This is a genomic window from Azorhizobium oxalatiphilum, from assembly GCF_014635325.1.
GTDB classification, from domain to species: domain Bacteria; phylum Pseudomonadota; class Alphaproteobacteria; order Rhizobiales; family Xanthobacteraceae; genus Azorhizobium; species Azorhizobium oxalatiphilum.
Genome location: NZ_BMCT01000001.1, coordinates 1,688,617 through 1,701,834, shown reverse-complemented (window position 1 = coordinate 1,701,834; position 13,218 = coordinate 1,688,617). Strand labels below are relative to the sequence as shown.

13 protein-coding genes are annotated in these 13,218 nt (G+C 66.7%); all 13 read right to left on the bottom strand.

What is annotated here, in order from left to right; translation table 11 throughout:
• Positions 1 to 2: 2 nt before the first annotated feature.
• Positions 3 to 1,031, bottom strand: coding sequence for a major capsid protein (locus IEW24_RS07630; RefSeq protein ID WP_188576862.1), 1,029 nt, complete (start codon positions 1,029 to 1,031; stop codon positions 3 to 5).
• A 16-nt stretch (positions 1,032 to 1,047) separates the two neighbouring features.
• Positions 1,048 to 1,425 (bottom strand): head decoration protein, encoded by a 378-nt coding sequence (locus IEW24_RS07625; RefSeq protein WP_188576859.1) that lies wholly within the window; start codon positions 1,423 to 1,425, stop codon positions 1,048 to 1,050.
• Between the two features lie 12 nt (positions 1,426 to 1,437).
• Positions 1,438 to 2,490 (bottom strand): head maturation protease, ClpP-related, encoded by a 1,053-nt coding sequence (locus IEW24_RS07620; RefSeq protein ID WP_188576857.1) that lies wholly within the window; start codon positions 2,488 to 2,490, stop codon positions 1,438 to 1,440.
• A gap of 10 nt (positions 2,491 to 2,500) precedes the next feature.
• A complete protein-coding gene (locus IEW24_RS07615; RefSeq protein ID WP_188576855.1) occupies positions 2,501 to 2,776 on the bottom strand; it encodes a hypothetical protein in 276 nt (91 codons plus the stop codon).
• A 1-nt stretch (position 2,777) separates the two neighbouring features.
• A complete protein-coding gene (locus IEW24_RS07610; protein WP_188576853.1) occupies positions 2,778 to 4,460 on the bottom strand; it encodes a phage portal protein in 1,683 nt (560 codons plus the stop codon).
• A gap of 7 nt (positions 4,461 to 4,467) precedes the next feature.
• A complete protein-coding gene (locus IEW24_RS07605) occupies positions 4,468 to 6,531 on the bottom strand; it encodes a terminase gpA endonuclease subunit (RefSeq protein ID WP_244644209.1) in 2,064 nt (687 codons plus the stop codon).
• 56 nt (positions 6,532 to 6,587) lie between these two features.
• Positions 6,588 to 7,190, bottom strand: a complete 603-nt coding sequence (locus tag IEW24_RS07600; RefSeq protein WP_188576849.1) for a hypothetical protein — start codon at positions 7,188 to 7,190, stop codon at positions 6,588 to 6,590.
• A gap of 413 nt (positions 7,191 to 7,603) precedes the next feature.
• Complete coding sequence (locus tag IEW24_RS07595) at positions 7,604 to 8,143, bottom strand: hypothetical protein (protein WP_188576847.1); 540 nt, start codon at positions 8,141 to 8,143, stop codon at positions 7,604 to 7,606.
• A gap of 100 nt (positions 8,144 to 8,243) precedes the next feature.
• Positions 8,244 to 9,104 carry a hypothetical protein gene (locus tag IEW24_RS07590; protein ID WP_188576845.1) on the bottom strand — a complete coding sequence of 287 codons (861 nt, stop codon included), beginning with the start codon at positions 9,102 to 9,104 and terminating at the stop codon, positions 8,244 to 8,246.
• Positions 9,105 to 9,463: 359 nt separating this feature from the next.
• Positions 9,464 to 11,371 carry a DNA primase family protein gene (locus IEW24_RS07585; RefSeq protein ID WP_188576843.1) on the bottom strand — a complete coding sequence of 636 codons (1,908 nt, stop codon included), beginning with the start codon at positions 11,369 to 11,371 and terminating at the stop codon, positions 9,464 to 9,466.
• Positions 11,368 to 12,189, bottom strand: coding sequence for a phage antirepressor N-terminal domain-containing protein (locus IEW24_RS07580; RefSeq protein WP_188576842.1), 822 nt, complete (start codon positions 12,187 to 12,189; stop codon positions 11,368 to 11,370). Before IEW24_RS07580 ends, IEW24_RS07585 begins: the two co-directional genes overlap by 4 nt.
• Entirely contained in the window at positions 12,186 to 12,626 is a 441-nt protein-coding gene (locus IEW24_RS07575; protein WP_188576839.1) for a hypothetical protein, read from the bottom strand. The genes IEW24_RS07580 and IEW24_RS07575 overlap by 4 nt, the downstream gene beginning before the upstream one ends.
• Positions 12,616 to 13,032: a hypothetical protein gene (locus tag IEW24_RS07570; RefSeq protein ID WP_188576837.1), complete on the bottom strand. Its 417-nt coding sequence runs from the start codon at positions 13,030 to 13,032 to the stop codon at positions 12,616 to 12,618. Before IEW24_RS07570 ends, IEW24_RS07575 begins: the two co-directional genes overlap by 11 nt.
• Positions 13,033 to 13,218: the final 186 nt, after the last annotated feature.

The window sequence follows — 13,218 nt, the reverse complement described above, 5'->3', positions numbered from 1 at the left end:
GGTTACGCGGCCCGGCCGCGCAGCAGCATCTCGGGACGGGTCGCGATGAACAGCGGGTAGCTGTACAGTTCGACGCGATCCCAAGCCTCGCGACCGGACGTATCCGCCAGCAGGAGGCCGTAAAATTCACGGCCGCGCTGGTTGAGGTAGGGCTTGAACTCGTTGGCGGGCGCGAAACCCACCTTGAAGGCCCCGCGCGCGCCGATGGGGAAGAACCGCACCTTGTCGGACCCGATGGCGATGGTGGAGCCGTCGTCGGTGCCGCGATAGTTGATGAAGGTGATGTTCTCGATCTCGATGGCCGAATAGCCCTCGATATTCTCCAGCAGCGGCGCCTTCTCGGTGCCGAGCTTCGTCTCCTTGATCTGCGGGTGGTTCACCAGTTGATCGAAGAAGGTGTCGCCGCACAGCGCACCGATCCGGGTCGAGGGGGTCCACAGTCCCTTCGCCGCCTTCTGCATGGTGCGCCCCACATCGCGGCAGAGCTTGCGCACGTCGGTGGTGGCGGTGCCGAGCGCGAAGTTGATCTCCGCAGGCTCGGCGATGCCCCACTCGGTGTACCAGTTCACCAGCACCGTGGTGTTGTCCGCGTCCAGCACCCGGCCCTGAATGGCGCCGAAGCGCATGTGCTCCCAGGTGAGTTCCAGATCGTCGATGATCTGGCCGGTGCGGTCGGACACCTCCTCGGTGACTTCCTTGGTCTGCACATCGAAAGGCAGCGCCGCCACGCCCGCAAGCTCGATGGCATAGACCGTCGAGCCCTTGGCGAGACGCACGGCCTGGAACAACTTGACGGAGGACCCCTTGGGCACGAGTTCCTCCGGCGGCGCGCCGGTCTCGGAAGTCGGGATCAGCGTCATCTGCCGATCCTTCTCCGCGACGCCAATGGCGCGGGAGCGGGAATAGACCGGCTCGAAGATACCGAGCTGGCCGAGAAGCTGGGGCTTATAGTCCACCTTCTCGACGATTTCTTCCTGCAGTTCGACCACGCCGAAAGCGTTGGCATTGAAGACGTCGGTGACGAGTCCCATGGGATCAGCCCCTCCTTCAGCGGGCGATGATCTGGAGCGCAGCGAGCTGCGCCAGCGCGGCGGTTTTCTGCGGGGCGGTGATGCCAGCCGGCCAGATCAGTACGGCGGCCTGCACTTCGGTGGCACGGCTGCTCACCGTGCGCCGCACATCGACGGAGGTGGCATCGCAGCCCTCGTAGAGAATGGCGGCGGCATTCTGGCTGCCGTCGGTGGCGGCAGGCGCGAGCGGCACGAACTTGCCGGACGCCGTCACCTTCGCCAGCACGGTGGCGGGCTTAACCACGCCCGCACCGCTGGCGACGAGCACCTGGTCGCGAGACAGATAGCCGTTCGCTTCCGAGATGATGTAGTTCGCAGTGCGAACGGCGAGGTCCTGGGTCAGGGTCTGGGCCATGAAATCCTCCCGTCAGCGGCGCTTGTTGGTGCGGGCGACGGCGGCGGCAAGCACCGCGCGGTCGCCTTTCTTGGCCGGCGGCTTGCCGCTGTTGAGGCCGGCGGCGGTGGCGCGGCGGCGGTCATAGGCGGTCGGGTCCGTGCCGGTCTCGTCCTCCGATCCTTCCGCAGTCGGCGCCGGTGCGGCGGCGAGACCGGCCTTGGCCTGCTCGATGGAGACGCCGGAATCCGCCAGCGCCTTGGCCATGGCCTCGCGGCCCTTGGCCTCCGGCAGCGCGGCGATCGCGTCGCGGCGCTCCCGGTCACCCTTCTCCGCGGTCAACTTCGCGTTCTCCTCGCGAAGACGCTGCATTTCGGCGGCATCGACCCCGCCATTGGTCTCGACCGTCATGGATGGCTCCTGCTGCTGACGGGGTGGTGCGGACGAAGTCGCCCGCGCGTTGGGCCCGAAGGACCAATTGTTCGCCTTCGCCATGGCCACGAGCCGCTTGGGAGCGTGGGCGAAGACGCGATAGTCGAAGGCCGCCACCGCAACGGGCCGGGCCTTGCCCTGCGCCGTGACATCGGCGAAGCCCGCCTCCACCGCCTGATCGGGCGTGAACCAGGTCTCGCGCTTCATGATGGCGCGGCAATCCTCGGCGCTCTTGCCGGACTTGGCGGCATAGACGTGGGCATAAGCCGTGGCGATCGCCTCCAGCTCCTCCACCGCTTTCAGATGCTCGTCCGCATTGCCCCAGGCGATGGTGGCGGGATCGTGGATCATCATGGTGGCGCCCGCCGCCATGGTCACGGTGTCACCCGCCATGGCGATAAGCGAGGCGGCGGAGGCCGCTATCCCCTCCACCACGATGTTGGTGGTGCCGGGACGGGCCATCAGGATCGCATGGATGGCCGCCCCCTCCGTGGCGATGCCGCCACCCGAATTGAGGTGCACATCCAGCTCATCGCCGGGCGGAATGCCGGCGAGCGCCATCACCACGTCCGAGGCGGTAAAGCCGTCTTCAAAGAAATATTCGCCGACATAGCCGGAGAGCCGCAGCTTCCCGCCGTCCATGATCGCAGCCATGGGGTGATCCTCAGTAAGGTCGATAGGTGCCGCGGATCGCGTAGCGACGCCGCCGTCCGGACTTTGCCTCGCAAGAGGCCTGGAGCCGGTCGAGCTCGGCCTCGAGGTCCGACATGCTGGAAGCGCCGAAGCGGCTGCGCCGGGTGGTGACCGGCGAGCGCACCTCGATCTCCTCGACGCGTTCGCCCGCGAGAACTGCGAGCTTGAAGGCGTAGAGCGCCTGCCACAGCGCGCACGGATCGTCCGCGTCCACCTGGGCGCCGCGGATCGTCACGATGTTCGCCATGTCAGGCCGCCTCCGGCTCGCGCCGCCCATCCGCTGCCGCGCCGTCCGGCCCCGCACCGCCGCTCATGCGCTGGAACGGATCCGGCAAGCCGAGCTCCTCCACGATGACGGTGCGCTCGCGCGCCCGCTGACGCGCCGTCTCCTCCCAATCCTTGCCGCCGAGGGCGCACTCGTCGGAGAGCGAGGACAGGCCTTTTTCCAGTCGCACCGCCGCGGCATTGGCGGATTTGAAGTCATCCGCCGTAGGGGCTGCCGGACCCTGCCATTCGCTCCAGCACACCTTGTCCCGGTTCGCGGCGAAGGCCCGGTAGCCACCCTTGAAGGGGATGCGACCGGTGGCGATCATCTCGTCGAGCCACGCTTCCATGATGCCCTGCGCCAGCGGCGCCGGGATGCGCTCGCGCCGGCGCACGGCCAGCGGCCAGATGGTCGCCGCCTCCATGCGCACCGAGGAATAGGTGGCACCGTTGAAATCCATGGAGGCGCTGGTGGCGGTGACGCCGATGCAGCGCGCCGCTTCCCGCTTCAGATTGGCCGAGAACGGCTGATAGGCCGAGCCCGGTGTCTGGGCAGTGTGGAACACCAACTCCTCGCCCGGCCCGAGATGGCCGATGCGGGCCGTCTCGGACAGGTCGATGCCGCCGCTCTTCAGCGCCTCGATACGCTGCCCCCACACGTCGATGAGGTCGGACACGACGCCGCTGACCTGCGCCCGCCATTCCGCGTCGGTGCCATCCCAGGCCGCCGGCGGGTCAGTGTCGCCGAGCGTCTGGAGCGCCTTGAACGCATTCTCCGACGGTTCCGGGCTCTTGATGGTGGCGGCGAAGATGGTCTGCAGCAGCGCCGTCGCGAGGGTGGCGTCTGCCAGTTGGTCATACTGCGCGATCACCTTGAAGATGGGCGCCATGGGCGAGATGCCGCGATAGGCTCCGGGATTGGCGCCCCGGTCCATCACATGCAACACCTGCGCAATGCCAGCCTCATCGCGCGCCGCGATGTCCATGTCTCGCTCGAACCCATCCTCCCGGCGCCGGAACCGGAAATGCGTCGGCCGGCCGTTGGCATCGTGGAAGATACCGTCCTGTAGGCCTTCCATCTCGCTCGTGCGGGCCGGCAGGCGATGCGGTGCCACCAGCGTGGCCTTGGTGCCGGTGGCGATCCTGTAGCGCGCGCGATCCGCCGCCGACAGGTAGGACAGCACACCGAAGCCCTCGCCATAGGCCAAATAGTGGCGCATGGCCCCGTCCAGCATCTCGGGAATCGTGGACTTGCCGGCGAGGTCGCACTCGGCCGGGTTCCAAGAATAACGGCGCCACTCGCCCTCTACGAGACGGCACCAGGTGGATCGCTCCTTCTCGTCATAGCCTAGGCGCGTGAGGTCCGGCCGCAGGTTGAGCTTGAGCTCGGTGCCGACCGTATCAACGATCACCTGATCAGCAATGCCGGCGATCCAGCCGCAATTGTGCAGGAAGTCCAGCGCCAGCGCCGAAGCTCGCCCCGCCGCCTGCCGCACGTCGATGAAGCCGTCACGGGTGACGGCCCGGCGCATGGAGAGCGTGCCGGAGCGGTCATCCCGCAGATAACGCGCCACCGGCCGCGCCGCCGGCGCGCTGCCGGCGGGCACACGGGTGGCGGGACGCGACCCGGCCTGCACCCGTACCCGCGGCTTCGCGTCGGCGTTCATCGCAACCTCAGTTGTAGGCGCCCCAACGCTTTCGCGGCGGGCGCGGTGTACGGGGCTCGCCGGTTTCCACCGGCTCACGCGGCTTCTTCACGAACGGATCGGGCGTGGCTGAGAACAGATCCGGCGCTACCGGCTGTCCATGCACCTCCACCAGCAGATCGGCCCAGCGTTCAGCCGTGAGGCGCAACTTCCGTTCCAACTGCCAGGCGAGCGCGAGGCAATAGACGGCCGCGTCAAACCAGTCGTTGGCCCGGCCGACGATCTTCTTCCACTCGCGTGGCGCCTTCGGACTGATCAGGCTGCGCGCGCGACGCGTCACGGACGCCCGGGCTTCCTCATCCGGATCGACCAGCCGCTCCGCCGTCATTTCCCGGGCGAAGTCGTCGTCGCAAAGCTCCGAGGTCAGGTGCAGCGTGTTGCGCGGCCACATGCCCTCGGCACCGGGGCCCTGCACCAGATTGGCGAGGCCCGCCACCACCGCTGTCTTCGCGTCGTACAGGCCGACCGGATAGAGCAGCACCTTCGCGACGACGCGGCCATGGCGGTCCTTCACGTCCTTTTTCGAAGGCGTGCCGAGCCACGGCAGGCCCCGCTGGTGACGCCCGTCCAGCGCCAGCACGTTCGGGCGCCCGGCGCAGAAGGCATAGACCCGGCTCGTCGCCCAGCCGGTATCGACGCCGGACAGTTCTATCCCCAGTTCCCCGCCGCCGGCGGTGGGATAGCGCCGGGCGAGCGCATCGGAGAGGCCGATCCATGGCTCGTCGCTCTGATCCGGAGCGCCCTCGAAGACTTCGCGGTCGATAAGCCACCATTGACCGAGCGGACCGACGGCATAGGCCGACCACTTGATGCCATAGCCCTGCACATCCGCCGCCGAGACGATGAGACCGGCACCCGAGGGCACGACGCGAGGCGGATAAGGCACCTTCCGGCTCGCCTCGACCACCTTCTCCCATTCGACCGCGACGCCGCCGGGATCGTAAGGAAGCGCCAGATCCTGCTGGTAGAACACCCGCAGCTTGGTGGTGTCGCCCTGCGCCTCTTCCCACCGGGTCCAGATCGCGCCGAACTTCTCGCGCGGCGCATAGGCCGCCCAGAGATGGTAGGTCGGCTGCCAGTGGCGGCACCGCCCTTCGCAGGGCAGGCAGGCCCACCGCGCGAGATCCGCCTCGGCGATCGCCAGCGGTACCGGGCCCTCACCCTCCGAGACCCGACGCGCGATCCACACGCCACGCGCGAGCATCTCCGGTTTGTGGCCGTCAAGAATGGCGCCGTCGCAGCTGATGCACCGGAAATGCGCCGGCAGGTCGCGGGCCGCATCCGGCCCGCGCATCTGGTCAAACTCCAGCGCCTGGAAGCTGCCGCAGTGCGGACAAGGCACGTACACATAACGCTGGTCGCCGGCCTCGAAGTCTGCGGTGACCACGCAGTCGCCCACGATACCGGGCGTCGATCCCTGCCATTCCTTGGCAAGATCACCGTAGAACTTCTGGCGCGCGCGGGCCTGATCGCGGGGTGAGCCGCGCCCATCCACGTCCTTGGCGTAACCCGTCACCTCGTCCATGGCGAGGTACTTGATCGACACCATCTGCAGGCCCTTGGAGGAACCCGCATTCACGATCTGGGCAAACCCGCCGGCGAACTTCTTGAAGCTGGTGGTGGAGCCCTGCTCGTCGCGGCTGGAGACCGGCATCACCTTGTGCTCGATCTGCGGCGACGCGTCGATAGTCGGCTGCAGCTTGATGCGATTGAACTTGATCGCCTCATCCATGGTCGGAAGCACGATCATCATCGAGCCCGGCGCACGATCGACGATGAAACAGAACCAGTTCTCGATGGCCGTGGACTTGCCCAGCTGAGCCGCCCACCGCGCCACCACCCGGCGGGCCGGATGGTCGGGATGCAGGCAGTCCTGCGGCTCGCGCAAATAGGGCACGCGCGCGGTGTGGAAGTCGCCCGGCCAGGGCGAACCCGATTCCGCCGACACCTTGCGGAAGAGATCCGCATGCTCACTGATCGTCAGCTCATCCTGCTGCCGGCTCGCAGCCTCCAGCGCACCGAACAGCGCCACGCCGCCATCCGGCAGAGCGGGAAAGGCAGCGCGTGCGTCAAACATGGAGCTCCCGATCAGTCAGGCTGGCCGGCCGTCCCCTCCTCCGACCGTGTCATGGTGTCGATGCTCTTGAGCAGTTCGCGATTGAATGCCTCGAGCCCTTTGCGCACCAGCTGTTTCAGGACGATGCGCAATGTGCGCTCATCCCACCCGTACTTCAGCGATGCGCTCGAGGCCTCGCTCTCCAGCGCCTGCTCATAGGCCGATTGCATCAGCGCCACCGCCGACCGACCGGCGCGGTCAACCTCGATCGCCGGCACCAGCTCCTTCCGGCGCAGCGAGAGATCCATCTCGCGCATCTCTGCATCGGCCTGCACCTTGCGGGCGGCCCCGTCCGCCTGGCTCCCGACGAAGCGTCCCGGTGCCGGAGCCGCCACAGCCCGACCGGGCGCGGGGCGCACCTCGGCGGGCATCGAGCGGATGCGGATATTCTCCTGTCGATGCTGCTGGAGCGCACCGAACTCAACGAGGTTGGACTTGCCGGCGGCCCGCAGCGGGAGCGCCTCGCCATGCTGCTTCAGATAGCGCGACAGCGTGGACCGATCGACCGCATCCCCCGCCGCAGTCAGCCGTGCCGCCGCATCGGTGATGGAGAGCCACTCTCCCTGCTCGTCCACGGTCGGCCTACTTCAGAATGAGGCCGAGCCGCAGCGCCGCCTCCCGCTCAACAAAGCAATGCGGCGCCACCTCCACCATCGTGGAGCCGTCCGGCCGCTGATAGGTGGTGCGCATGGTCGCATTCCTCGCGTGCATTGATGCGTGCAGCACGCGTGCGTGCCGTGTACCGCCTGCGAGCCCCCACACTGGCGAAAAGCCGGGGGCGCCGCTCCCGTCCTTTCGGTTTCTGGCTCGGTACGGTCCCTGAATGGGGGGGCCTGCCCCCTGGTCGGCCGCCGGGAGGGGCCGAGGTGTTGCGGCGGGGTCACGTTTGGGGGCCGAAACGGGACGAATGTCACACCGCGACCCCGCCGGGCGACCGGGGCACCCCGGCCGCGCTGACCCGCGGGCCGACCCGCAAGTCCGGCGGAGGTCAGCCCTTGCTCAGCAGGTAGGTGACCTGCTGCAGGATGACCGAGGCGAACTCGCCCCTCGCGATCTCCGACAGCATGTCCTCATAACCCGCCGGCGTGCGGTCCACCGCATTGGCCGGGTTGGGACCGAACAGCATTTCGGTGGGCAATCGGCGCTCGCCGATGCGCTTGAGGACAAGACCTGCCGCGCGCTTGGCCGAGGCCTTCGGAATGAAGGCCCCCTCGTATCGGCCTCGCCCACGGACATGGACGCCGTAACCGCGCTGCTGCGCCCCGATCTCATTCAGCGGGATGTTGGTGGAGCGAACCACCAATGTCACGTCGCCGCCCGAGAGGCTGGAGCGCATGCGTGCCTTGACGTGCTTCTGCGGCACCTTGATGTGCAGCGCCGAGAAGCGGGCAAAGTTGCGCTCGACAACGCTCCGGGTTCGGCCCGCCGCCCGGCGGAAGGCCACCGCCTGAATGTCCGGCGGCAGGCGCTCGAAGATGCGGGCGACGCGGAGGAAGTCGGTGGCATCGAAGGTGGTCTGGACGGTCACATCGCCACCTCCCCTTGCCCAAGAAAAAACCCGGCTCGCGAGTAGCGAACCGGGTTTCTATTTATCCGTGACAAGTGATGCACCAAGATCCAGCCGCGCGTCAAGCGGAGATTGAGCTTCTGCTCGGCTTCCTGCGAGGCACGGGTGCCGGCACCACCAAGGATGGCAAAATTCGCCCTTCCGGCGCGCTGACCTCCCACGGCCGCGACAGCCGAGCGCTGGGCGTGGGGATGTGAGCGGAGAGCTTGCCGTCGAGCAATTCCACCAGCAGGCCGAGGGCCGCAACCCAAAGCTCATACTCGCCCCGCTCCACCACCGCGAAGGTCGGATCAGGCAGGAGCGCGAACTTCCGGTAGGCGCCGGGATAGGGCCGCTGGCGGGAGGCGTTGAAGCCGTCGACCTCGACGGTGCTGGTGACGGGGCCAAAGGCGCCGGGAGTTGTCTCCGTCAGGTGCCGGAACCACAGCGGCTTGCCATTCGCGCCGGTGACCATGACACGCTCCGGCGCTTCGGCCTCCCAGCACGGCGCGCAACCGAGCACCGCATTCCGGATGATCAGGCGCGCAAGAGGCTGGCGAAGGGTGCGTCGGCCGTTGGGATCGACGGGCGAGAGGCGATCCAGCCCCCGCCGCACCGCCTCAACGCCCTCCGGCCCGAGATCGCCCATGTCGGACAGAGGGCTCCAACCGTCCGGCAGCGCCACTTCGAATTCACCGAGCATTTCGACCGCGTCGGCCACGACAAGGGCGTCGGGATGCGGCTCGTGATCGCCGTCCAACGGCACCAGACCCCAGCGGTTCACGATGTCGCCTTCCTGCACCACGGTCAGCAGTTCGCCATAACGGGCGAGAGAGGACCAGGACGAGGGGATACCGGCGGAGAAGTCCGTGTCGCGCTCCACCTTCGGCAGCTCATCCCGATAGGTCCACCGCACCAGTTGTTCGATATCCACCCGCTTCATGAAGCACCCATTCCAAGCCATGGGAGGCTAGGGAGTGTAGGGAGGGAAGCCATTTTGCTTTCCCTTCTGATCACCACCCAGACAACCCGTTGAATTACAAAACGTATTTTTGAACAGTGGGAGCCTAGGGAGGCTAGGGAGGATGAAACCCGCCTTACATAAGAACCGTATTTGTATTTCTGGCGGGCTGATCCCGCCGAATTTCACTTCACGCGCCTACGCATACCCGCGCCGCTGGCTCCCTAGCCTCCCCAGCCTCCCACGACGGGCGCTAAGTCCTTGATCCCCCGCACCCCCGGCATCAGAACCCGGCGACGACTACAGCCTCCCTACGCTCCCTAGCCTCCCATGACCCCGCTTCACTCCCCCGCCGCGCCATAGCCGTACGGGGTGCGTGAGGGGTCGAACGCGGGCCGGATGCGGATGCCCGTGTAGACCGAGACCGAGGCCTTGCCCTTCTCGAAGCCGAAGGCGTCCGCCGCCTTCGGCATTCTTCGGTTGAAGGTGTTTTTGCTCACCGGCGTCACCGCGCTCTTGGTGCAGTAGGTGGTGAAGGCGGAATAGAGATCGCCGGCCTCCACCGTGTCGTCGGGGCTCTTCGTGACCTCCAAGGCCGCGCGCACGAAGGCGCCCACGATGTCGCTTTCGTCGCGATACTCCTGCGTGGCGGCGAGGATCCTCTCCGGCGGCTGCAAGGCACCTCTGGTGAGGAAATCCAGGGCGCCCTCGATCATCCAGTTGAGGATGCCGCTCATCTCCTTCTGGAGCTTGGTCGGCAGCGCCTTGTCGCGCTCCTCCTTCGGGATCTGCACCTCGAAGGGCACGAGGGTGACGCGGCGCCAGATGCCGTCGTCATTGCCGTAGATGCGCGGCTTCCGGTTGCAGGAGATGGCCAGCTTGAAGAGCGGATAGACCTCCACGAACTCGTGGTTCAGCCGGCGCACGTTGATGGGCTCGCCGGAGGTGAGATCCTTGATCAGGCTCTCATCGAGCGGCAGCCCTTCCTTCGGCTCGGCCGAGCGGACGAACCGCGCGGCAGGCAGGCGGATGAGGTCCGGCGTCGCCTCCGAACCCTTGCGGTTGTTTTCGTTCACGAGGCTCGCCACCGGCACGCTGGTGGCATAGTCGCCGAGCACGCGGGCGATGATGTCCACCAGCGTGGACTTCCCGTTTGAGCCCTCGCCGAAGAAGATGCAGAACATCTGCTCGGAGGTGAGCGCGGTGAGGCAATAGCCGAAGAAGCGCTGCAGGAATCCCCTCACCTCGGGATCCGGCACGATGCGCGCGAGCATGGCATGGAAGACGGGCGCCTTCGCCTCCGGACAGTGGAAGGCCGGCGCCATCTTGGTCATGTGGTCGCTTCGCTCGTGCGGCCGGATCGAATAGTGCCAGGACACGAGCATGCGCGTCTCGTCGGGATCCGGGCACTCGGGATCGGGCTTCTCCACCTTGTGGAAGCGGATGGTGCCGTTCGCGACGTTCAGCGCCAACGGATCATGATCGAGCTGCTGCAACGTGCGCGAGACCGAAGGGCGCGCCTCGCCCAGCATGCCGTCCAGCTTGCCGGAGTTGCCGCTGGCGGTGGCGAAGCGGCGGCGCTGCGCCTGCCGGGCGGCGTGCGCCTTCTGCGCCAGCGCGCCCCGCCCCACCACGTCCTTCAGCCGGATCGCCTCATCCCTCAGGACGCGGGTGCGCTTCTTCTTCTCGCCGACAGAAATGTCCTCATCATCGAGGGCGATGATGTCGTGGGGGATCTCGGCCAGGCGCACCGCCGCAGTCTCGCCAGCGGTGATGAATTCGCGCTCTCGGGGCGTCGGCTGCATGGCATAGGCCTCGAGCCCGATGGCCTCGGCGGTGCGGTGCGCGAAGACGCGCACCGCGTCCTCGTCATTCTCGGCCCGGTGCCAGCGCGCGCCGTCCCAGCAATGCCAGCCGAGATTGGGCACAAACAGGATGTCCGAGCCCCAGCGCATGCGCAGGCGGCGGGAATTGCCGATGTCGTTCAGCGGCTCCAGCGCGCAGGCAGCGAGCACCGGCTCCAGCGGATCAAAGCCGGCCGGCGGCGGCTCATCGGTCAGCGGCGACCAGTCGCCGGTGTCGAAGTCACCGTCGCCACCATCGTCCCTCCCTTCGCGCGGCTGGTGACCTGCGGGGGAAGCCGGGGGCGAGCCGCCGCCCTCAGAGGTGTGTGCCTCCGCGAGAATGGCGGCGATGTGCGTGGCGCCGGCGGGCGGCACAGGCGACGCATTGGAAAGCGAGGGTGTCAAGGCGTTCCAGCCCCCGCAGTTTCATTCGGGCCTCTCGGACGCAGACCCTGATAGACCGACCGGCCGCCCGTTTTGCGCTTGGAAAAACCCATCCGCCCAAAGCGGGTGAAGAAGCAGCGCTCGCCAGGATTGACCAGATCCTCCCGCCGGCAGAACGCACAGAAGGCGGGCCAGAGCATGGCCGCAGGCGTCACCACGCCGCTCACCCGCTCAATGCCCCCAACCGCGAAGCGCGCGACAGCATCATCCTCATCGGCGACAGCCGCACCCCGCGGACCCATCTCGTTCACCCAAGGCAAGCCGAGATGCCGCCAGAGCGCCCGTGCCGCAGGCTTGCCGGAGAGGCGCTCGGTGATCTCCACCATACGGCAGCGGGCCGAGAGATCGGAGAGCGGGCCGATATCGTCGGAGGCCAACTCGGATGCGTCATCCGCGCCCGCAGACGACGCTCGCCTGTTTTCGCCGTGGAAATGCTGGAAGAGAACCGCGTAGCACTCACGCTTGTAAACGAGCACCCGTTGGCGGGTTTCCTCGTCCTTTACCCGGCTTTCGTCGATGGTGAAGAGCCATCCATGGACCAGATCGAGCCGCAGACAGGTCGTTTCCTGCGATCCACCAGGCGAAGGTATGGCCATGATGGCCATACCTTCGGACAACAATGCATCTCTTTTGATCCGCTGAAGCTGCTTAGACCAGTCGATGCCTAGCCGCTCGCAGATCGGCTTGATCGCGATGAACATCTCTCCGTCCTTCTCCACCGCGAACAGCGTGTCGCCGTGGAACTCAACGTGCGTCAACGCAAGCGCATGGGCCGTCATTGCGAAGCTCCGTCATTTTCAAATGCTGCGAGGGCAAAGGCGAGCCGTGCCATGGGAGGTAGATCGCCCATCATTGACTTGAGGGCAGTGCTGGCGCCCTTCACATAGGCCGCCTCGAAATCGCCCTGGATCAAGCCGAAATCGGCCGCCGCCTCGATCAGACCCTGCGCCATGAAATGCGGGGCGATGGTCGTGATGCCCGATACGGTGGCGATCACTCGCGTGGCATCACGATACGGATTCTGCCGCAGCAAATGCTGGCGTGCCTGACTAGGCAAGGCCAAGCAGAGTTGGAGATCGTCGGCGCTATGCCAGGGCAGGTGTGCCCCAGCGAGCGGCGAACGAAAATATCGAAACGGGTGCCCCGCGAGGCTGATGGTGTGGAGCGGCGGACACACGGGGAAACGCGGTGCCGATTGCCGGATATCAATCGGCATGGCCGCCCTCTTCACGATAGAGAGCATCCTCGATGAGTTGATGCGGATCACACGCATGGGGCATGTAATAGTCGCTGCCCACGGCGTGTGCGCTCTCCTCGCAGTCCTGTTCCAGATAGGCCCGCACCGAGTGACACATGCGCTTGATGGTGCTCAGGTCTTCATCGGCTGTGAGGGCATCGCCGCTCCCTTCCGCCACACAGGTGCGAAGCAAATCAGCGGCACTAAGGATGAGATGTATCTGATAGATGGCGCCAAGCCGGCTTTTTGCCTTCAGATGAGAGGCTTGAACCTCAAGCCCCTTCTGCCGTTCGCCCAGCAGATCGAACTGATCAGTGGCCTTGGAACGCGCCTCGCCCGCAAGCTGAAAGGCCCGTACTTGAATGCGCTCCGAGGCGACGAGCATCTTCAGGGCCTCTCGACCGAGCGCCTCCACGGGACATTCGACCCCGCTTTCTGACCTCGAATGGACATGGGTATGGGTGCGCGCTGCCGCGCGCCGTGGCGCTCGTGCCATGACGTTGATCCTCTGCTCGCCTAGCGGGCGGGGACCGTTTCTGAAGCGGCGCCGCGCCCAGGGTTCAGAAACACG